Origin of the sequence: Bacillus sp. R86525 (assembly GCF_042466195.1) — a bacterium.
Lineage (GTDB): Bacteria > Bacillota > Bacilli > Bacillales > Bacillaceae_G > Bacillus_A > Bacillus_A nitratireducens.
In genome coordinates, this window is the sequence record NZ_JAXHPX010000007.1 from 3,820,203 (window position 1) to 3,843,356 (window position 23,154).

Consider the following 23,154-nt stretch of genomic DNA (forward strand, 5'->3'; position numbering starts at 1 on the left):
CACACATATCCTATTTTGACCAAGACTATATTGTAAATGAGGTGACAACATGCCCATTACGAATCGATTTTCTACCACCACTAACGGCGCACTCGCTATTACAGGAAACACACTAGGTTTAAGTAAAATTAGCAATCTAAACCGTGCTGGTACAATCGGTGCAATTGGTGCATTCGTAACTACGAATACCGCTTTACAAGTAACTACTTTTCCTGCAGGTACAACGTTAAACTATACACAAAATAGTTCTACCGCTATTTTGAATATCCCTGCTGGTAGTACTATTCTTTACGCAGAACTCGTTTGGGGTGGAAACTATTTATCTCGGGATCAAAACATTACGAGTGTATTAGGAAACCCCGTTTCTTTTACAACACCTGTGTCAACATACTCAATTACCCCTTCGGCTGTTACAGCTTCAAATCAAACTTTCGTTTCTGGATCTGTCACATTTGGATTTTATACACGTTCAGCAGATGTAACGTCACTCGTTCAAGCTGCTGGATCTGGCTCTTATACAACAGGTTCTGTTCCTGGACTTGTAGATCCTTTAGACGCTTCTAATGGAGCAATCAACTCTGCTGGATGGACGCTTATTGTCGCTTATCAAAACGGTTCCTTACCCGCAAGAAATTTAACAATTTACGTAGCTGGTAACCGTGTTTCTGTAGAAACCGGTAGTGCAGATGTATCTGTCTCAGGGTTTTTAACACCTGCCGGGGGACCTGTAAGCGGGAGATTATTAATAAGTTCTACTGAAGGGGATGCTGATTTAACTGGGGATCAAGCTTTATTTGGACCAAATTTCAGTTCATTAAATGCATTATCTGGGCCAAATAATGCTGTAAATAATTTCTTCGGTTCCCAAATTAATAATGCTGCTGGAAATTTAGATACAACTGGAACATTTGGCACGAGAAACCAGAGTGCCTCTACAGCTACAAATATCTCTGCCGGTCGGCAAGGTTGGGACATTACTTCTATTGATATTTCTCCTTATTTAACAAATTCCCAAGTCTCCGCCGCGATCCGTTTAACAACGAACGGTGACGCATATATGCTAAATACAGTTGGTTTACAAATTGATATTAATTCACCTAATATACAAGCAACAAAAAGCGTAAATAAAAGTGTTGCTACAATTGGCGATATTCTAACCTATACAGTTACTGTCCCTAACACCGGGCTTCTTCCTGCAAATAACGTTACTTTTACAGACATTCTCCCTAACAGCACTTCCTTTATACCTGGCAGCGTAACGATAGATAACGTACCACAAACAAACGCAAATCCTGCAGCTGGTATTTCTCTCGGGACAATTAATAACAACGCTTCTCGTACAGTGGTTTTCCAAGCAACTGTCGTTTCTCTTCCAAGTCAAAACCCTATCTCTAACACCGCTAACATTACGTTTCAATATACACCAATAGCTGGTGGAACAACTTTTAACGGTCTTGCAACGAGTAATGCTGCCGGCACACAAATTAACCTTGCAACTATTAATGGAACTAAATCAGTTAACAAACTTTTTGCCGATATTAGTGATACGTTAACTTATAGTATTTCCTTAGCTAATGCAGGAAATATCGCTGCTACAAATGTTATATATACGGATCCCATTCCAAACGGGACTACTTTTATTCCAGGTAGTGTAACTGTTAACGGCGTTATTCAAGCTGGAGCAAATCCTGCTAATGGTATATCCGTTGGAACTATTGCTGCAAATTCTACTACTACCATTTCATTTCAAGTATTCGTTCCTTCTATCCCCCAAACAAATCCAATATTAAATAGTGGTACAACAACATATCAATACATTCCTGTACCAAATCAGCCTGCAGTAAGTGGTACTAATACGACTAATACTGTCTCTACTCAAGTGAATAATGCTACTGTAACTATGGCAAAAACAGTGGATAAAAACTATGCGGATATTGGAGATACACTGACTTACACTGTTGCCTTTACAGGTACAGGTAATACGAATGCGAACAATGTTATTTTTACAGATGCCATTCCTACAGGAACAACTTTTGTCCTAAACAGTTTAACAATAGATGGCACGACACAGGTTGGCGCGAATCCCGCTAATGGTGTGAACATAGGCTCCATCCCAACTGGTACGACAAAAAACGTTTCATTTCAAGTAGTAGTAAACACAATACCTCCAGCAAATATCGTATCTAATGGATCAAGCGCTTCTTATCAGTATACTGTCAACCCTAGTCAATCACCCGTTACGAAAAACATCGCTTCTAACGTCGTTACCACTCAAATTAACAATGCGAATTTAACATTAACAAAATCGACAAATAAACAATTTGCTACAATTGGAGATACAATCAGTTATACAGTCCTTATTACAAACAGTGGAAATACCGCTGCAACGAACGTACAGCTAACAGATCCACTTCCAAATGGAACGATATTGACTCCAGGTACTGTAACGCTCAACGGCGTTTTGCAAAATGTAGCTTCTCTTATTGCCTTACCTATCGGTACAATTCCTGGCGGAGCTACTTTCACCTTATCGTTCCAAGTAACAGTCATCAACATTACCTCCCAAAATCCTATCATTAATAATGCTTTCGCCTCTTATATTTACACTGTAAACCCAAGCCTGCCGCCAACTTCAAAAACAGCAAATTCTAATTCTGTTACCTCAACAATTAGACTAGCAAATCTACATGCTATAAAATCTGTAGATAAAACATTTGCGGAAGTTGGAGATGTATTAACTTACACCTTTGCTCTTACAAACGATGGGAATGTTGCGGCGAACAATGTATTACTATCCGATTCCATTGCGAATGGCACTTCCTTCGTACCGAACAGTGTTATAGTTAACGGCGTTACTCAGCCGGGCGTAACACCAGCTAGCATCAATATTGGTAGCATCAATGCTAATACTACAATTACAGCTTCATTCCAGGTATTAATAACTAGTATTCCAAACCCAAATCCTATTTCGAATAGTGCCTCCATTTCCTATAACTTTATTGTTGATCCAAACGCTTCACCTGTAAGTAAGAACACTACTTCAACCACTACATTTACTCAAGTAAACGATGCAAATGTCATTTCAGCCAAAACAGTGGATCGAGCGTTCGCTACCGTAGGGGATATATTAACTTATACCGTTATTTTAACGAATGCAGGAAGTGTTTCTGCTGATAGTCCTACTTTCGTAGATACGAATCCAGACGGTACTACCTTTATCCCAAACACTTTCCTTATTAATGGTGTGCTCCAAAATAACGCAGATCCAAATATAGGTGTTCCGTTACCTTCCATTCCTGCTAACGGCTCACTTACCGTCTCTTATCAAGTAACTGTCACCTCTTTACCAGCACAAAATCCAACCATAAATTCATCTAGTACACAGTATAGCTTTATTCTAAATCCTGGCGATCCACCAATTATAGAAACATCTTTAAGTAACACTGTAAGTACACAAATTAATTTAGCAAATGTAATTATTGTCAAACAAGTAGATTTAACTATTGCTGATGTTGGGCAACCAATCACATATACAATTGCCTTAGCTAATCCAGGAAACACTCCAGCAAATAATGTAGTTGTTACTGACATACTGCCTCCTGGTACTTCTCTTGTACCAAATAGTATTTTTATAGGCGGTGCTTTACAGCTAGGTGCGGATCCAAGTGTCGGCCTTCAAGTTGGTACTATTCCAGCAGGCGGAATTACAACAATTGTCTTCCAAATTAGTGCAAATAGTTTACCTTCACCAAATCCAGTTCAAAACAGTGCTGCACTTCAATATAGCTTTATCGCAGATCCAAATTTACCTGCTGTTGTTAGAAACGCTACTAGCAATATAGTAACGACACAAATTAATACTGCTAATATTGTTGCTACGAAACTAACGAGCACAAATTTTGCTGATGTTGGTGATGTCATTACGTATGCAACGATTTTAACGAATAACGGTAATATCCCTGCTTCTAATGTAACGTTTACAGATATCATTCCAGCTGGTACCATCTTCCTTCCTAATACTGTAACGATTAACGGTGTCCCTATAGCCAACGCAAATCCTGCTAACGGCATTTTTATCGGTACGATAGGAGCGAATTCATCACGTACTGTTGCATTCCAAATTTCCGTACCAACTATCCCTACTGTAAATCCGATTACGAATCAATCAGGCACAACATTCCAATATACGTACGATCCATCCAAACCAGCTGTAATGCAGATGGTGGCTTCTAACACGGTACAAACAACAATTAATAACGCTACGATTACCGCTATAAAATCTACAGATAAACAATTCGCTAACATAAATGATATTATTACGTACACGACTACTTTAACGAATACCGGAAACACTCTTGCATCAAACGTGATTTTTACAGATGTAATTCCAAACGGCACATCGTTTATTCCTAATAGTGTAACAGTAAATGGGAATATACTGCCTAATGTAAATCCAGCGAATGGAATAGCAATTGATCCAATAAATCCGAATGCAAGTACGATAATTTCGTTCCAAGTACAAGTAAATTCCCTCCCGAATCCGAACCCAATCCCTAATCAAAGTAATACAGCATACCAATATGTCGTAAATCCTAACTTACCTCCAACATCCGCCAATGCATTAAGTAACGTAATAACAACTCAAATTAATAACGCTACGATCGTCGCTACTAAATCAGTGAATACACCGACAGCTGCAATTGGAGATATCGTTACCTATACGATTGCAGTTACAAACACTGGAAATATCCCTGCTAGTGCAAATGTTTTAACGGATGGACTTGGCGCAGGAGCTTCATTTATTCAAAACTCCGTAACTATCAATAATGTTCCACAACCAGGATTAGATCCATCACTTGGTATTCACTTAGCAGATATTCCGCCCGGAGATACTGTATTCATTACTTTTCAAGCACAAATTTTAGCGATACCACCTAGTGGCACATTAACAAATAATGCCCTTGTAAATTATGAATATACAGTGAACCCAAACCAATCACCTGCTGTTGGTAGTACAATTACAAACACAACGGTTACTCCAATTATTGATGCTACTCTATCTATAAATAAAACTGTCAATTCAACATTCGCTACTATTGGAGATACACTTACTTTCACTTCTACCATTACTAATTCCGGTAATACTACCGCAAACAATGTTATTTTTACAGATTTAATTCCAGATGGTACAACGTTTATCCCGAATAGTTTTACAGTAAATGGAACAACCATTCCGAATGTAAATCCACAAAATGGTATCAATATCAGTAACATAAATTCAAATGCATCAATTACACTCAGCTTTCAAGTAAACATTACAACGATTCCAAATCCTAATCCAATCCCTAATAAATCATCGCTTCAATATAGTTTTATTGTAGATATTAATGAACCACCTGTTTCACGAACAGTTAAATCCAATAAAACTTTTACACAAGTAAATACTGCTTCCGTTATCGCAACAAAAACTGCGGGTAGTGCATTTGCTGCTGTTGGCGATACCATTACGTATACAACTACTCTCACTAATAGCGGAAATACAACTGCAAACACGCCTGTTTTTATCGATATATTACCACCTGAGCTTTCATTCGTGCCTGATAGCGTACAAATTAATACCACCCCACAACTTGGATTTAGGCCAGATAGTGGGATTCCTTTAGACCCAATTCCAGTTGGAGGAACAACAACCATTACCTTCCAAGCTATTGTCGGTTCAATACCAGCTTCAAACCCTACAATGAACCAATCTAGCACAACATACTCTATTATTATTGATCCTACCGAGCCGCCTGTTACAGAAACAGCTACTAGTAACCCTGTCTTAGTTCAAATAAATGAAGCAATTATTCAAGCAACGAAAAGTGTGGATCGTCTATTTTCTGACGTCGCGCCTGGAAATTCATTTTTAACGTATACAGTTTTATTAGAAAATGTCGGGAATGCGACTGCTACTAATATCATTTTTACAGATCCGATTCCAAATAATACAGTATTTATAGAAGATAGCGTTCGAGTAGGTGGGGTTTTATTACCTGGAGTAAATCCAGCGAATGGGATACCAATTGGGGATATTATTGCAGGAGATTTTATTAACGTCACCTTCCGCGTGCAAGTAGTTAGCATTCCAAATCCAATTTTCACAATCGGACCTGGGGGACCAAATTCACCGGTTGTAAACGGTGCTTCTATTAATTATCAATTTATGACAGGACCTAATTTACCACTTGTTTCACGCAGTACGACATCTAATTCTGTTTCGACACAAATAAATTCCGGGGAAATTGTAGCGGTTAAATCCGCGGATAAAAATTTCGCAACGATCGGCGATACAATTTCTTATACAATTACATTAAATAACCCTGGAAATGTCACTTCACAAAATATAATTTTCACGGATATTTTGCCTGATGGAACGACATATATTTCTGGAACTCTTACAAATGATTCTGGTACGCAGCAAATAGGCAATCCAGCGAGCGGGATACAGATTGGAAATATAAACCCAAGTGGAACGGCCGTTATTACTATTAACGCACTTGTTACAAACATTCCAAGTATAAATCCAATCTCTAATTCTAGTTCTGTACAATTTCAGCATATTGTCGATCCAAGTCAACCAGTTATAACTCAAACCGCTTCATCTAATACCGTTACTACGACAATAAATAGCGCAATATTAACTACAACAAAAAGTGCTGATAAATCTATAGTGTCTGTTGGAGATACGATTACGTATACAACTACTATTACGAATACCGGTAATACACCAGCAACTAATATTACATTTACGAGCGCCATTCCAGCTAGCACTACATTTATACCAAATTCAGTCACAATAAATGGAGTTCAGCAGCCTGGGGCGCAACCAGCACTTGGAGTAAATATACCCAATATCGCTCCTGGCCAAACAATAACTGTTACTTTCCAAGTAAATGTTATTTCTATTCCACCTTCAAGTTCGATTATGGGTAACGATACAATTTTATATTCTTATACTGTTGATCCAAACGGCGCTCCTGCTACTACTTCTACTTCAACGAATATCGTTACAACCCCTGTATTAGATGCTATGATAACAATGATAAAATCGGTCGATCAAACACTTGTAACACTAGGTGATACCATTACCTATACGACAATTTTAACGAATAACGGCAATACAAATGCAACTAATATTACTTTCACTGACCTTATTCCAGACGGCACAACGTTCGTTTCGGATAGCGTCACAATAAATGGCATCACGCAAATCGGACTCGATCCTAATACAGGTATAACAATTGGATCAATTGTTCCTAACAGCTCAATATCTATAACATTTCAAGTTACCGCTACTTCTACACCAGCCCAAAATCCGATTGCCAATTCCGCTACTGCTTCTTACACATTTATCGCCGATCCAAATGCACCGATTGTTTCAAGAACTGCTACTTCAAACACAGTATTCACTACAATTAATACAGCTACCATTCTTTCATCGAAACAAGTTGATAAAGCATTTAGCAGCATCGGAGACACACTCACTTATACTGTCGCTTTAACAAACAACGGAAATTCCTCCGCACAAAATGTTATTTTTACAGATACAATGCCGAGCGGAACTACATTTATCACAAACACATTTTCTATTAATGGAATTCCTCAAAGTGGTGCGAATCCAACGAACGGTGTAAATATTGGGCCTATAACAGCTGGGTCTACAGTAAATGTTTCCTTCCAAGTAAACGTGACCTCATTACCAACTGAAAATCCAATTGTAAATTTCTCATCGACATCGTACCAATTAGTCTCGCCGCCTGATGCAGAAACTTCAATTAGTAATCCTGTTTCAACGCAAATTAAAGAAGCTATATTATCCATGACGAAAAATGAAAGTGTCTCTTTTGCAGATATCGGGCAAACTGCTTTTTACACTACTTCTATTGCCAATGTAGGCAATACGGATGCGACTAATATTGTATTCACAGATGTATTACCAAGTGGACTCACATTTATTCCTAACACATTAACTGTCGATGGCATTTTACAACCGAATGCGAATCCAACTACAGGTGTATTACTTGCAGCACTTCCGCCTAATGAAATATATAGTATCGTCTTTCAAGTTGCTGTGAATAACATCCCACCCATTAATCCAGTGCCGAATACAGCTTCTACGACTTATGAGTTTACTGTCGATCCAAATAGTCCTCCCGTTTCAAATACAGCTAATTCTAACACTACGCTTCTTCAAATAAACAACGCAACTATTATTAGTACAAAAACAGCTAATCTTACTTTTGCGGATGTTGGTAATACAATAACATTTACACTTAACCTTCCTAATACAGGGAATGTGGCTGCAACTGATGTAACTATTATCGATATTCTTGATAGCAACTTAAGTTTCATTCCAAACAGTTTCACAGTTAATGGGCAAACCATTCCAAACGCTGATTTGTCTACTGGTGTAAACATAGGTTCAATTAACGGGGGTAATACGGCAATCGTTACATTCCAAGCAACTGTTACTACACTTCCAACACTTAATCCAATTTCTAATTTTGCTTCTACCACATATCATTATGTCGTTGATCCTAGCCAGTCACCTATTACAACTTCCAATCAATCGAATACAACGACAACACAAATTAATAGTGCTATCCTTACTGCACAAAAAAATTCAAATGCGGAAACGGTAGATATCGGGCAGGATATCGTCTACTCCGTTACAATTACAAATAGCGGAAATGTTAGTGCAACGAACGTTATTTTCACCGACCTTATTCCAGCCGGAACTTCCTTTGAACCGAATAGTTTTACACTTAACGGACTTAGCATCCCAAATGCAAATATAATTACAGGTGTTCCAATTGGTGATATCGCGCCAAACCAATCTGTCATCGTAGCATTTCATATTAATGCCAATGAAATTCCGCCTATAAATCCAATTTCCAACCAAGCTAGCGTGAGCTTCCAACATATCGTTAATCCAGCAAATCCTCCAGTTTCAAAAAATATTACTTCTAACAACGTTACAACAAAAATTGAAAGTGCTATTTTAAACACTATTAAAATAGGAGATAAAGCTTTTGCAACGATCGGTGATACGATTACGTATACAACTACTATTACGAACACAGGAAATATTCCTGCTAACAACGTTATTTTTTCAGATCCTTTACCAACATGGACACAATTTGTTGCTGGATCAGTTGTTGTTGATGGCACTCCATTACCATCCGCTTCTATTATTAGCGGTGTTGGCATAAATACAATAACTCCAAATCAAATCGTAACAATCATATTCCAAGTTCAAGTTGTAAGCAATCCAACAACGTTCACACCTGAACTCCAAAACTTAGGATTTGTTAACTTCCAATATAACGTAGGCAATTCATTACAAGCCCAGCCTGGCAATGTGGAAACGAACGTCTTCGTTACTTCTATTAATTCAGCGATACTTTCAGCTGTAAAAACTGCTAATACAGCCTTTGCAAATATCGGAGACACAATCACTTATACAGTTTTGATTCAAAACAGCGGTAATACAAACGCTACGAATCTAAATTTCTCAGATCTTATTCCAGCTGGAACGACCTTTGTTGAAAATAGTTTTTCTGTAAATGGAAGTATCATTCCAGGGGCAAATCCAAATAACGGAGTTAATATCGGAACCGTTAGTACGAACAGTTCCTTAACTGTTACTTTCCAAGTCATAGTTGCATCTACTCCACCTTCAAACCCAATTACAAACGTTGCATCTATTCAATTCACATTCATTGTTGATCCGACTGCTCCTCCTGTTACAAGCACAATAAATTCTAATGGCGCTTCAACACAAATTAATAACGCTACCGTTACTACTGTTTTAGAAGCAAATCGATCAATCGTATCCATCGGAGATATAATTACGTATACAGCAACATTAACAAATACCGGAAACTTCCCTGCAAATTCTGTATTGCTCATAAACGGAGTTCCTGTAGGTGCAGTATTCGTTCCAAATAGCGTTACGTTAAATGGAATTTCACTTCCAAATGCAAGTCCAACTCTCGGTATTCCAGTTGGTATTATCGCACCAGGTGATTCTGCTACTATTACGTTCCAATTTCTTGCAAGTTCTATTCCACCGCAAGGGGCGATTATAAATCAAGCCATTACAAGTTACACGTATATTGTCGATCCAAGTCAACCTCCAGTTACAGCAACATCCTCATCTAATACGGTTAATACAGCTGTCGTTGATGCATCGTTATCCGTAATTAAAAATACAGATTCTCTCGTACAATCTACTAACGGTACAATCACTTACACAGTAGTCGTTCAAAATAACGGAAATACAACTGCAAATACAGTTAATTTAACAGATTTGGTCCCAGAAGGAACTGCATTTATTCCTAATAGCGTGACCATTAATAGCGTTTCCGTTCCAGGTGCCGATCCAAATGTAGGGATACCATTAAACGCCATCGCGCCGTCAGAAATCGTCACCGTCACATTCCAAGTTATCGTTCAATCCATTCCAAGCGTGAATCCAATTTCTAATACAGCCCGTATTGACTATACTTTTATCGCCGATCCAACCTCTCCTATCATCTCTCGTACAATTACTTCTAATCCAGCATCCACACAAATTTCAGATGCGACTATCATTTCTTTAAAAGCAGTCAATGCACAACAAGCAACAACTAGCGATATTTTGACTTACACGATAACATTAGAAAATAACGGAAATATCTCAGCAACTAATCTCTCATTTTTAGATTCTACTCCAAATGGGACTACATTCGTAGAGAATAGTTTTACACTTAACGGAACAGCTATACCTGGTGCCAATCCAAACGTAGGTGTTACTTTGCCTAACCTTGCAGCAAACGCTACTCACCTTATTTCGTTTCAAATTCTTATTAATAATTCATTCTCGCAAGATTCTATTACAAATCAATCCAATACAACATATACAATTCAACCAGATCCAAGCCAGCCGCCTATTACTGAAACATCTACAAGTAATATTGTCATTACAAATTTCGTGCAAGCACAATTGACAATTACAAAAACGTCCAATCCAATAACTGTAGATATTGGTGGAATTATACTTTATATTTCTGAAGTGAAAAATATCGGCAATGTTGACGCAATAAATATTATTTTTACAGATTCTATTCCAGCTGGGACTATATTCGTTCCCGATAGTGTCACAATTAACGGTGTCCTGCAGCCAGGTGTAAATCCAGAAAACGGAATACCAATTGGAACAATTCCAGCAAACAGTTCCAAAACGATACTATTTCAAGTGCAAACAAACAACCCACCTACTGAAACTGAAATTGTAAATCAATCTTCAGCAACTTACCAATATGTAAGTATTCCTACAGCTCCACCGGTGAATCGCTCTGCAAATTCTAACATTGTTACAACATCACTTCAAAATGCAAATATTATTTCTGTTAAAAGCGCGGATGTAACTTTCGTATCAATTGGGCAAATTATTACCTACACAAATACACTACAAAATATAGGAACCATTCCAGCTAACAATAACGTGTTTATTGATAACATTCCAGAAGGTACTATATTCATTGAAGATAGCTTATCAATAAATAATGTGATTCAGCCTGGCGTGAATCCTGAAAACGGAGTAACTCTCGGCACGATACAACCAAATGAAACAGTCACTATTTCATTCCAAGTACAACTTACAAATATACCGTCCGGCAATACGGTCATTAATATTTCAGACACTTCGTACGAATACCAAATTGACCCTAGCTCTCCGATTATTCAGCGTAGATCGTTATCAAATGCAGTAAACACGGAAGTACGGACGGCAAATGTTAGTGCAATTAAATCCGCCAATAGATCCATTACACGCATCGGTCAAATCATCACATATACAGTCGCAGTTACAAACGCTGGTACAGTACCTATTACAAATGCACTACTTATTGACGCAATTGCAGCTGGAACCACATTCGTTCCAAATAGCATCCTTGTAGATGGCATAACACGACCTAACGAAAATCCAATTACTGGAATCACCCTTGGTATTATCCTTCCAAATAATACGATTATCGTTACGTTCCAAGTAAATGTAGTCTCTATACCTTCACAAAATAATATTAATAATATCGCTGTCATTCACTATGAATATCAACCGGATCCAAGCTCACCACCAATTTCAGAAACGACCTCTTCCAATAGTACAAATATACAATTTATTGACGCTATTCTTATCGCTACAAAATCCGCTAATAAAGTATTAGCTAATATTGATGAAATCATTGAATATACAGTATTAATCCAAAATAACGGATCCACTACAACTAACTCCATCTTTTTTACAGATACTATAGAAGATGGAACAGTATTTATTCCGGGAAGTGTAACAGTTAACAACACTGTACTTCCTGCAGCAGATCCGAATATCGGCTTTTCCATTCCTAATATTGCGTCAGGTCAAGCGACTACAATAACGTTCCAAGTTTCCGTTACGAATTTACCAGCTGTAAATCCAACGCCTAATACTGCAAACATCGTCTACGACTTTATTTTCAATCCTGACTTTGCACCAATTCAAAAATCTACTACTTCCAATACTACTTTCGTCCAAATTAATGACGCTGATATCGTTTCACTGAAAACTGTTGATTTAACTTCTGTAACGATTGGTGACATTTTAACTTATACAACAACTTTAACGAATATAGGAAATGCAGATGCTACTGCCCTTGTATTTACAGACAATATTCCTGTTGGAACAACCTTTATAGACGGTAGCGTTTTAGTAAATAATATTCCTCAGCTTAACGCCGACCCAAGTGCCGGTATACTTGTAGGAACGATTGCTCCTAACATTTCTATCCCAGTCACTTTTTCCGTTACTGTGGTAGCTCTTCCAGCTATCGGTCGTATTCAAAATCAATCCACTTCTCGTTATACAATTAATGGTGAAGAACAAGTATCGACTAGTAATATTACCTTCACTGAAGTTATTTCTGCTAATGTAATTGCAACAAAAACAACGCCTATCCAATACGCTGACCTACAAACGATTATCCCTTACACAATTTCCATCACAAACAATGGGAATATACAAGTGGAAAATATTATCGTTACAGATGTCATCCCAGCAAATACGAGCTTTATAGAGAATAGTGTTATTGTGAATGGAAGCGCTCGTCCAAATGACAATCCACTTAGCGGGATACAACTTGATAACATTCCGCCTAATACGACAGCAACCATTCTATTCCAAGTACGGGTTACTTCAATTCCGCAAACAAATCCAATCTCTAACACGAGTACAATTGAATACCAATACACGTTACCAGATCGACCACCTATTACCGAAACTATTATTTCATCAGCTGCCGTAACAACAATTAATCATGCGACTTTGAATAGTAATAAAACTGTTGACCTTGCATTTGCAACAGTCGGTGACACGTTAACGTATACGATTACACTCAATCAAACTGGTAATGTTGCAACAAATGATGTAAGCATTCAAGATATTATTCCTCAAGGTACTACGTTTATAGAAAATAGCGTCATTGTAAACGGAGAAACTCTTCCGGGAGTTAATCCAGTAAATGGCATACCAATTGGTACTATAACTGTTGGCGGAGATGCTAGCGCTTCATTCCAAGTGTCTGTGACTTCTATCCCAACACCAAATGAACTCAACAACAAAGCAATTACTACCTTTAACTATATAGTCAACCCAAATAACGTACCTGTTACAAATACGACTACAACAAATACCGTCACAACAACTGTCCAAAATGATAATGTCATTGCGATAAAGTCTGTTAATGCTACGAATGCATTACCTAGTCAAACTTTAACGTATACAATTACGATTACGAATAGCGGCAATGTAACGATTGAAGATCTTTTCGTTGTAGACACCGTACCAGTAGATACAACCTTCGTTACTAGCAGTGTTACGATTAACGGAATCAATCAACCGAATGCGAATCCTGAAAACGGTATTACATTAGGAAACCTTGCTCCTAATGAATCTGCTATCATTACGTTCCAAGTAACAATATCTTCTTCGACTCTTCAACCTACAATTAATAACAATGCTTCTGTTTCCTATACTGTTACCATTGATCCAGATGAACCACCTATTACAATTACAAAGCAAACAAATACCGTTACAACAACACTAATTGAGCCAATGATTAGCATTGAGAAAACAGCCGATAAATCTATTGTCGTTATAGGAGATATTATTACATTCACATTAGATGTATTTAATCATTCCCCAATCCCTACAGTAAGTACTTCTGTTTTAGATATGATTCCAGCTGGTACAACATTTATAGAAAACAGCGTAACAATTAACGGTACTTCGGTTCCAAATATTCGTCCAGACACCGGTATTAATATCGGCGCTTTACCTGCAGATGGAGTAGCAACTATAACATTTAAAGTTCTCGTAACTTCTATTCCTTCAAACAGTGCAATTATCAATTCTGCAACCGTTACAGCTGCTTTCCAATTGACACCACAGGATCCAATTATTATTTTCATTGTTAATTCGAATATTGTTCGTATACCAGTTCAATTTATAACGGCAGCAGTGATAAAAAATGCTTCCGTCAGCTCTGCTTATTTAAACCAATATTTTGATTATACAGTGCGTATTACGAATACTTCCGAGATTTCACTTTCAAATATTTCATTACAAGACACCATTCCAGCAGGTTTACAATTTATGAACGGTACGGTCTTCATTAATGGGGAACGCTCTCCACTAGCGAATCCGAATATCGGTTTCCTAGTCGCTACTAATTTGGAACCGAACGAAACAATTATCGTGTTATTCACAGTACAAGTGATAAGTCCACCTATTAATAATGAATTTAAAAACACGGCAAACGTTTCTTTACAACTTCAAGTCTCTCCTACCGATCCACCAATTACAGTAACCATTACAAGTAACGAAAACATCGTCACCTTTATTCCAGAAAATCCTGATGAAACACTTCCAAATTTCAATTGTTTCTTTGACGGTGAACGTTTTATACGCATTACTCCTCGAAATATACGAAATTACTTTTGGACTTGGATTTGGTGGCGTTAATCAAAAAAAGAAAAAGCTTGTAGTTCGGATAATATCCAAACTACAAGCTTTTTTCATAAACAAAATTATCAATTGCTAGCAGCACTATATGCTACATGTCGTTTCTCAATCCGTTCTTCAATTTCTTTCATATTCTCTTTATTAGTTAGTAGGGATTGTTTATTTTCTATTAATAATTGTTTAAAGGATTTTCTCACTTTTTTTCGCATGTTTATTTTCCTCCTTGGGGGATGGTTTATATAAAAGATAACTTGAAACTTTAATCAATGAGAGGATTTACCCTCACTAATTATTAGCCTACATCAATCGGGCTTTTACAAGGAGTTCTTCTTCCATCATCACTCTTTATTCAGCTATAATATTGAGATAGAAGTCCTATCGCCCGTTAATGCGGGATAAGGATTTATCTGTGTGTCCTTATAATAATTGATTGTTGTGAATTCCATTTGAACTTCATATGAAAATTCCGTTTATTTTCTGACAACTTTGTGAACAAAAAAAGAAAGACCGATTCATTCTAAATCGGTCTTTCTAGTATTTATAACATGTTTATTAATATTTCAGGTCTTCCCCAATTCATTTCGTTACAAACAAAGCGTAGTTTTTCTTCGTCCATTGTATGTAACCCTTCTTCTATTGAGCATGAAATTGGAACTTCACAATGAATTTCCGCTAAGTGTAAAGAGATATTTAAGTTCTCTAAATCACTTTCAATTTTTGTACGCTGTGCTTTCGTTAATGATGCTATATTTTCTAGTACTGCCGATACTGTACCATGTTCTTGAATAAGCTTATACGCTGTTTTTTCACCAATACCTTTTACACCTGGATAATTATCACTTGTATCTCCCATGAATGCTTTTGCATGGACAATTTGCCAAGGTTCTACACCTTTCTCTTCCATGATTTTCTCCGGTGTATAATACTCATAATTTCCAATTCCTTTACGAAGAAGCATAACTGTAACGTTCTTTTCAACAAGTTGAAGTAGATCTGTATCTCCAGTTAAAATATAAACTTCCGCTTCGTTACAATATTGTTTTGCAAGTGTACCGATACAATCATCCGCTTCATAACCTTTCATACCGATGACTGGAATAGATAATTTCGCAGTCATTTCTTGCACTAAATCAAATTGTGGAATTAATTCTTCCGGCGGTGCTGCACGATTTGCTTTATAATTCGAGAACGATTCTGTTCTAAATGTCGTACTTCCCATATCCCAGCACGTTACAATGTGTGTTGGCTCAATTGCTTGTGTTGCCGTTAATAAATGCTTCATATAACCATGAATCCCATTCGTTGGGGTACCATCTTGTCTCTTCATAAATTGTCCGTAGACACTTGTTGCGTAAAAAGCACGAAATAATAGTGCCATACCATCAACTAATAATACTTTTTTCATAATACCTCTCCTACTAACAAAAAATAATAACCTCACGTTATCACGTAAGGTTATATATAGATTACCATTCTACGTTTTTGTTCAACTTTGTCTATTATACATTGTTTTTTTATATTTAGCATCATTAACAAATTAAGACGTTCTACCACAACAAGTATGAAGTATTCCTGAATACGTATTTTTACCTGTCGAAACAACTACAGCTTTTGCAGTTCCACCAACAATATACGTACCTTTGAAACATACATTTTCAAGTTCAAGTGGATTATAGTCTTTCATCCGTTTTAATGGAATAAATCGTTTACGTTCTAGATGATAGCAGCTTTCAAATTTCTCAATACTAGCATCGTTTCCTGTCAGCATAGATTCATTCACTAATAAATCATTTGCATAAATAATACGTACATCTGCTGGTACTGCATCGCCCTCTGAAAGAAAAATCATATCCCCAGGTACAAGCTCTTGTACTGGTAGCTTCATCATTTTCAATTCATTGTTTAGCCCTGTTAGGCTAGATGCTTCTACTCTAGAAACAGTAACTGTTTCACATTGTAATTCATTACTCACATTTTGTTTTGACAGACCTGGGATCATTTCACCTAGCTTCATCATTACTTCCGCAATACGTGCTCTTTTTGAAGTTAATTCATTTCGCCCGTATACTTGAATACGTTTTTGTGCCTCTTTCATAGATAGTCCGTCTCTTGTTGTTTTAAAATACGCAAATACAGATTTTACATCTCTTGTTGCGATTTCAATTAATAGATCTTTATTCTTTTGAAGCATTGTTTGTTCTTTCATTGCTTTTTTACTTAATTTATAAGTAGTGTTACCCACACTTTTATTTACATATAACATATTATCGTCTCCTCCTTTAAACATAGGAAGAAACGCTTTGTTTCTCAATTTATCCACTTTAGCGTGAAAGTGTCTAGCGCTGGAATACCCGAATAAACGCTACATTATGATAAATATAAAGGGAGGAACAAGTCGTTTCCTGCCTACATCATACATTTTTGATTTGAAGCATATGGGTAACGGAACCGAGTCAGAATTTGACATGCTCCTCACCTCCTCATTTATTTTTTAGTTATAATCTATACTATGAAATTACTCATAGCTTTGTAACAAAAAAGACCCTTACTCATAAGAGAGCAAAGGTCATTGCATACACAAATAAGCGATTCCTAATATAATTAGAAATCTACGGACCTCTCCCTCGTCGAGTTTTAGCACTGTATAGCATAGGTTCATTACCAGCTACGTTAAGAAAAACCTTAATTCGATCATTCCTGTTGACCCATTGGCGTCTCTCGACATTTTTGGGCAGTAGCATTTCTCTATACAGGAGCCTCACCTAACAGAGACTTATTTTAATTACATAGAAAATGTTACTCTTATTTAAAATAGATGTCAACACTTTGTATGGAAACTTTTCCTTATTACAACAACTACCTCTAGTAAAGTACACTAATACGTATTCGACTACATAAAGTGAAACTTTAATCAGTGGGGGGTGTTCATCCTCCACTGATTATTAGCCCTCACCAATCAGGCTTTTACGGGCTGTTAACCTCCCAACTAAATTCTTTTCTCCAGCTGAATTTTGAGGTAGAAGTTTTACTGCCCACAAATAGTGGGATAAATTACTTGAACACATATTGCAAAAAATTAGCACATAAAAAATAAAATCCTTACGTTAAAACGTAAGGATTTTAATATGTTACACAACCAGCAATTACAACTCCGATTGAAAGTGATAAAAACATAAGGAATAGACCGACTGCTTGATTATCTTCTTCAAGGCTTTTATTAATGTTAAAACGTGGTGTAAGCCATTCTGCTAAATAAAATACAACAATCTGTGCTAATATCCCAACTGCTCCCCACGAAACCATATCCAAAAGTGAAATAGAATTAGCAGCTGTTGAATATAAAACGATAGCTAACCCAAGTACCCTTCCTCCAAGTACATAGCTTACCGCTTTGTTTCCTTGAGCCATTAACTTGAACTCTTTCACTTTCGTTGTTACTTCCATAAGAAAAAGGCCAATACATAGCAGTGCAAGTGATACTCCTAAATATAGTAAAAAATTAATCATTTATTTCCCCCCTTTTTAATACCTACCGGTAAATAATACGATTCATTCCCTGTAATTTTTCCTCCAGCACGTATTCCGATACCGCTCGCTTTTCCAGCAATTAAAAACGCCCCAAATACATACGAGAGCTCTTCAATCCCTTTTTCAGTTTCTAGAACAACTACTGGAAGCTCTGTATATTCTTGAAATATCGGTAGTGACGTTTTATATGTTTCATGCACATTTCGAATTATAATACTTGCGTCTTTATCACGAATCGTAATCGTATCCCCTTCCCTACCAAACGAAGGTTTTTGAACGAAAGAATTATTTTCCAAAAATAAATCCGGCTCTAAATATGTAGGTAACATGTATTCTTTAATCCACTGTTGTTCCTCACTTGTGTAAAAAGCACCTTCTTCTGCTAATCCCCAAATAAGACATTGAATTGATTTAGACTGAAGTAAAAAAGCCGATACAGGATTTATAATAAAAAGCTTTCCTTCTTTCACAAGTTGCAAAAGTTCCAATCCTACCAAATCCCCTGTTTCCGGGTCTTGATCTTCAATCAAATCTTCAATCGGATATGTTTGACGATACAAAACATCGATTCGTACACCATCTCCATCTACTAAAGCATCATCAGTAATTCTAAGCTCCGACATTGGCATCACTTTATTTTCAACTTGACATAACTGACTCAAATACATAGTCGTATTCCAATCCTCTATATGTTCATGATGAGATGTAAAAACGACATTTGGAGTCTCTATCCCTTTTGTCGCTTCCATTACAGCCTTTGTAATACCAGAAGACAGTAAACGCTCTTCATTTGCATTTGGGTTATCATAGCCTAGTTCTTCACAAACTTTCCCATTCATTTGAAAGCATTCTACAATAAAAGTTGGTGTATCACTATTAAACTCAAGCATTTTAATACAATTATCATCTGTTAAGGCAAAATCAAATCGTGAAATAACAGATTCAGGATACAGTCCTTTCATCCTAATAAAAGGCAAGCTTGTAGGTGAAAAACCAAATTCTAGCAGCTGCTCGTCAGATAAACTCCGGAGAATTCTAGCAGTCTTAAAAAATATTTCTCCCATTCGTTCAGTCGCTACTTGCAACTGTTTCATAGTTTGCTCTGTTATTGGAAAAACATGAAACAAACTATACTCACTTTCATATAAATCCGACCAGAAATTTGGATAATTCGAATAAAATTCTTTTCGTCTCTTTATGTATTGCGACATATTTTAGCCTCCAAATCCACCCTTTGAACCGCTTCCAATTCCACCTTTAAATTCTGACGAAGATTGATAAGATTTAAACTCTGATGAATTTTTGAAAGTGGATTTATTTTGATAGTATTTACCACCATAAAAGTAATGTCCTCTATAACCTGAACTACTATCATCACACTGCCATACACCTAGTTCATCATCCCAATCCCAATCAGAACAACTATTATCATTCGGTTCGGGGGGAATATCTTGTGCACAGCCAAATAAAGTGCCTGTCATTAGAGACGTTAAGACACCGCCTACTAGCCATTTTGTTTTTGTCACCTTTGCACTCCCCTTTATAAATTATATTTCTATTATATAAGAAGCCATGATAAAGTAGAAGAAAAAGGAAGAAGAGGGATAAAATGCGATTAGAATATCGATTCAATGATGAAACTAAGCTATATCCTGCTATATGGAACTACACAAACATTTCTATCTCTGAAATCGTCGCACGAATGATTTGTGAATATTTTATAAAAGATAGCAATACGTATATTGTTACTGCCACTTCAGTAGATCCAGACGGAACAGCAGTTATATATGTTCAAAAAGAAGCGTTTTCCAATGACCCTTCAGATCCTACATACTCCCACATAGGTTTTGAAATTAGAGAACTAAAGGAAACGAATTCTATTATAATAGAAAGTAAAGATGTGTGGAATTACGAGGAAATCTTGCCATCCCTCCATTCAGATATTATATATATTCAACGGGATGGAATGTATTTAGAATTCACCCTAGATTCAAGAGAAATTGATGAAGACCGCAAGTGCTATATTTATTATGGGAATTTCACAGGTGAATCGAGATAATATGAACATATTTATACAACAAAAAAACCTTACGTATAAAACGTAAGGTTTTTATTTAGCCCCACATATGCCGTTCTCTCTAGATGTCCATAAACCTGCTCTCACAGGTGGATGCTCTCACAAATGTTTGTAACTTCCTTCTTAAAAAGATGGCATGTTAGCTACATTTAAATATTGAACTTCCATATTAAACTTATTGGTTTAAGACATGCATAAGCTACGTACACCGTAGGAATTTTATATAATGTTAGTTGAAATAAGACCCCCGCACGTGCCGCTCCTCGTAAATGTCCAAAAACCCGCTACTCGCAGGTGGATGCCCTCACAGTTACCGTACATCTTCCTCCACAAGGAAGGCTTGATGATGGTCGCTAAATATTGAGCTTCCGTATAACTAACATCGGTTTTAGACATAAATAAGTTACGTACACCGCAGGATGTATTATTTACCTGTCGTTATATTATCACATTGTTTCCAATGTGTAAAATATATTATTTTTGAAGCAATCTCTTGCTTGTGACCTTATTTTAATACAAATTATTTTTGCATGCAAGTGATTAATCTTCTTCTTTTACAATTTGATTTTCTGGATAAGAAATCCAATCACTCCAGCTACCTGCATACAATTTAACATTTTGAAAACCAGCTAATTTTAATGCAACTATGTTCGGACATGCTGTGACACCAGAACCACAATATACGATTGTTTCCTTCTCTTTATCGAGATTTTGGAAACGTCCTTGCTGTTCCTCGTTGTTTTTAAAGCGTCCTGATTCTAAAATTCCATCTTTCCAAAAATAGTTTACTGCTGTTGGAATATGCCCTGCCTTCGAATCAACGAGTTCTTCAGCACCAGCATAACGTTTTGGCTCTCTAGAATCAATTAGCGTAATATCTGTACCTGCATGAATATTCTCTTTGACCGTGTCCATCGTTACAAGCATATGATCTTGTATATTTGCTTTGAATGTTTTTCGTGCAACAACAGGGATTTCCATTGTTGTATGTAATCCATTCTCTTTCCAAGCCGGAAGTCCACCATCTAATATATATACTTTCTCATGTCCTACATAGTTTAATAACCACCAGAGACGAGAAGCGTTTGCACCAGCTTGACTGTCATACGCAATTACTGTCGTATGTTCATCAATACCAGCTTGCGAAAGCTTGTCTGCAAACTCCTCAATATGTGGCAATGGATGGCGACCACCATGCTTTATTACAGGACTTGATAAATCTAAATTCAAATCAAAATATAACGCATGAGGAATATGTTCTTCCTCATACTTTTCTCTACCCCATTTAGGATTCGCTAAATCAAAACGACAATCGATTATACGGACATTCTCATCTTCTATATGCTCACGTAACCATTCGACTGTAACTATCATCTTTAACGACCTTCTTTCTCTTGCAAACGACTTACATACTCCATAACCATTTCTTCTGTAACAAATTTACGCTGCAGTGTAACACCATTTTTTGCAAGATCATTAATTTGCTTTGTTACAACATTAATGATATCAACCGAAAATTCTTTCCCCTTTGACGCAAGAGATACGGCTGCTTCAATAGCTGCTTCACGCTGCGCATCTAATTGTAAACATGCTTTTACACTTTCATTTTGTTTACGAGAATGTGCTGTAATTGCTTTATGTACTTCCATCTTCTCTTCCCCCTAAATAAGTTATACTTTCTTATTCAATTCCATTGCAAGCCGAATCATATCACGGCATACAATGGAATTTTCAATAATCTCTTCTTCATAATGCTTCGAAAAGTAATCAAAATCAATAGAAAAAATACGAAATCCACATTTTTGATATAACGCAAGTTGTGAAACGCTAGAATTACCTGTCCCAATTTCAATCTTGTACATGCCATATCCTTTAGCTGTTTCTATCGCATGCAGCAACATCTTCTTACCAATACCTTTCCCTTGCATATGTTCTACAACCGCAATATTCATAATTTCCATCGTCTTTGGTCTTGTTTCCAACAACACATATACACCAACCACTTTCCCCTCTACTTTAGCTACATATATCATTCCTCTCTGTATATATGTAGCGATTTGCCGCTCGCTTGGATCAGCAAGCAAGAGTAAAGACTTTGGTACATCATCTTTAGAAACACAATCTAATACAATATCCATAAAAATTCCCCCTTCTCCATTGTTCTAAACCCTCCTTGTCTACCATAAGTAATAGAAAGGAGGGATTCACCATGGACAACAATGAGAAAAAATGCAACGTCATCTCCATTGATGGAAAGAAAAAGAAGAGCGACACATATTCCTATCCAAAATTAGTAGTCGAAAACAAAACATATGAGTTTTCTTCATTCGTCTTATGCGGTGAAACACCAGACGGCAGACGCTTAGTTCTTACTCATATGATTTCTACTGATGAATTCGCAGGGTTCGTAAAATCTTTAGATACTGTATTACAGAAGAAAATTGAACGAATCTTTTTTTCATAGCGA

At 36.8% G+C, this 23,154-nt stretch carries 12 protein-coding genes, 2 other RNA genes and 1 riboswitch; of the genes, 3 read left to right on the forward strand and 11 right to left on the reverse strand.

What is annotated here, in order from left to right; genetic code table 11:
* Positions 1-49 precede the first annotated feature (49 nt).
* Positions 50-15,082: a DUF7507 domain-containing protein gene (locus SJY24_RS22375; protein ID WP_377866242.1), complete on the forward strand. Its 15,033-nt coding sequence runs from the start codon at positions 50-52 to the stop codon at positions 15,080-15,082.
* A gap of 68 nt (positions 15,083-15,150) precedes the next feature.
* On the opposite strand, the gene SJY24_RS22380 is transcribed toward SJY24_RS22375, so the two are convergent.
* From SJY24_RS22380 to SJY24_RS22405, 6 genes are all read right to left on the reverse strand, one after another.
* The gene (locus tag SJY24_RS22380; protein ID WP_001228051.1) at positions 15,151-15,291 is read right to left on the reverse strand and encodes an FbpB family small basic protein; all 141 of its coding nucleotides are present in this window, start codon (positions 15,289-15,291) and stop codon (positions 15,151-15,153) included.
* 329 nt (positions 15,292-15,620) lie between these two features.
* Complete coding sequence (locus SJY24_RS22385; RefSeq protein WP_377866243.1) at positions 15,621-16,487, reverse strand: 5'-3' exonuclease; 867 nt, start codon at positions 16,485-16,487, stop codon at positions 15,621-15,623.
* Between the two features lie 132 nt (positions 16,488-16,619).
* Positions 16,620-17,345, reverse strand: coding sequence for a P-type ATPase actuator domain-containing protein (locus tag SJY24_RS22390; protein ID WP_377866244.1), 726 nt, complete (start codon positions 17,343-17,345; stop codon positions 16,620-16,622).
* A 348-nt stretch (positions 17,346-17,693) separates the two neighbouring features.
* Positions 17,694-17,859: riboswitch (M-box (ykoK) riboswitch) on the reverse strand.
* Between the two features lie 343 nt (positions 17,860-18,202).
* Positions 18,203-18,589 (reverse strand): DUF350 domain-containing protein, encoded by a 387-nt coding sequence (locus tag SJY24_RS22395; protein WP_000606866.1) that lies wholly within the window; start codon positions 18,587-18,589, stop codon positions 18,203-18,205.
* Complete coding sequence (locus tag SJY24_RS22400; RefSeq protein WP_377866245.1) at positions 18,586-19,821, reverse strand: glutathionylspermidine synthase family protein; 1,236 nt, start codon at positions 19,819-19,821, stop codon at positions 18,586-18,588. Before SJY24_RS22400 ends, SJY24_RS22395 begins: the two co-directional genes overlap by 4 nt.
* Positions 19,822-19,824: 3 nt before the next feature.
* Positions 19,825-20,136, reverse strand: a complete 312-nt coding sequence (locus SJY24_RS22405) for a hypothetical protein (protein WP_377866246.1) — start codon at positions 20,134-20,136, stop codon at positions 19,825-19,827.
* A gap of 83 nt (positions 20,137-20,219) precedes the next feature.
* Here SJY24_RS22405 and SJY24_RS22410 point away from each other — a divergent pair, with 83 nt between their 5' ends.
* The gene (locus SJY24_RS22410; protein WP_377866247.1) at positions 20,220-20,669 is read left to right on the forward strand and encodes a hypothetical protein; all 450 of its coding nucleotides are present in this window, start codon (positions 20,220-20,222) and stop codon (positions 20,667-20,669) included.
* Between the two features lie 54 nt (positions 20,670-20,723).
* Here the strand turns inward: SJY24_RS22410 and ssrS (SJY24_RS22415) are convergent.
* The 5 genes from ssrS (SJY24_RS22415) to SJY24_RS22435 all read right to left on the reverse strand — a co-directional run bounded on the left by ssrS (SJY24_RS22415) (position 20,724) and on the right by SJY24_RS22435 (position 22,825).
* Positions 20,724-20,907, reverse strand: a non-coding RNA gene (gene ssrS, locus SJY24_RS22415) — 6S RNA.
* Positions 20,908-20,928: 21 nt separating this feature from the next.
* Positions 20,929-21,111: non-coding RNA, 6S RNA (ssrS, locus tag SJY24_RS22420), on the reverse strand.
* Between the two features lie 116 nt (positions 21,112-21,227).
* A complete protein-coding gene (locus SJY24_RS22425) occupies positions 21,228-22,061 on the reverse strand; it encodes a sulfurtransferase (protein WP_377866248.1) in 834 nt (277 codons plus the stop codon).
* A gap of 2 nt (positions 22,062-22,063) precedes the next feature.
* A complete protein-coding gene (locus SJY24_RS22430; protein ID WP_000451806.1) occupies positions 22,064-22,336 on the reverse strand; it encodes a YpbS family protein in 273 nt (90 codons plus the stop codon).
* 21 nt (positions 22,337-22,357) lie between these two features.
* Complete coding sequence (locus tag SJY24_RS22435; RefSeq protein ID WP_377866249.1) at positions 22,358-22,825, reverse strand: GNAT family N-acetyltransferase; 468 nt, start codon at positions 22,823-22,825, stop codon at positions 22,358-22,360.
* A 71-nt stretch (positions 22,826-22,896) separates the two neighbouring features.
* On the opposite strand from SJY24_RS22435, the gene SJY24_RS22440 reads away from it, so the two are divergent.
* Complete coding sequence (locus tag SJY24_RS22440) at positions 22,897-23,151, forward strand: DUF3931 domain-containing protein (protein WP_000369740.1); 255 nt, start codon at positions 22,897-22,899, stop codon at positions 23,149-23,151.
* Positions 23,152-23,154: the final 3 nt, after the last annotated feature.

Excerpts from the sequence above, each read along its gene's own strand:
- SJY24_RS22375 (WP_377866242.1), top strand. The coding sequence starts at position 50 with ATGCCCATTACGAATCGATTTTCTACCACCACTAACGGCGCACTCGCT.
- SJY24_RS22380 (WP_001228051.1), bottom strand. The coding sequence starts at position 15,291 with ATGCGAAAAAAAGTGAGAAAATCCTTTAAACAATTATTAATAGAAAAT.
- SJY24_RS22385 (WP_377866243.1), bottom strand. The coding sequence starts at position 16,487 with ATGAAAAAAGTATTATTAGTTGATGGTATGGCACTATTATTTCGTGCT.
- SJY24_RS22390 (WP_377866244.1), bottom strand. The coding sequence starts at position 17,345 with ATGTTATATGTAAATAAAAGTGTGGGTAACACTACTTATAAATTAAGT.
- SJY24_RS22395 (WP_000606866.1), bottom strand. The coding sequence starts at position 18,589 with ATGATTAATTTTTTACTATATTTAGGAGTATCACTTGCACTGCTATGT.
- SJY24_RS22400 (WP_377866245.1), bottom strand. The coding sequence starts at position 19,821 with ATGTCGCAATACATAAAGAGACGAAAAGAATTTTATTCGAATTATCCA.
- SJY24_RS22410 (WP_377866247.1), top strand. The coding sequence starts at position 20,220 with ATGCGATTAGAATATCGATTCAATGATGAAACTAAGCTATATCCTGCT.
- SJY24_RS22425 (WP_377866248.1), bottom strand. The coding sequence starts at position 22,061 with ATGATAGTTACAGTCGAATGGTTACGTGAGCATATAGAAGATGAGAAT.
- SJY24_RS22430 (WP_000451806.1), bottom strand. The coding sequence starts at position 22,336 with ATGGAAGTACATAAAGCAATTACAGCACATTCTCGTAAACAAAATGAA.
- SJY24_RS22435 (WP_377866249.1), bottom strand. The coding sequence starts at position 22,825 with ATGGATATTGTATTAGATTGTGTTTCTAAAGATGATGTACCAAAGTCT.
- SJY24_RS22440 (WP_000369740.1), top strand. The coding sequence starts at position 22,897 with ATGGACAACAATGAGAAAAAATGCAACGTCATCTCCATTGATGGAAAG.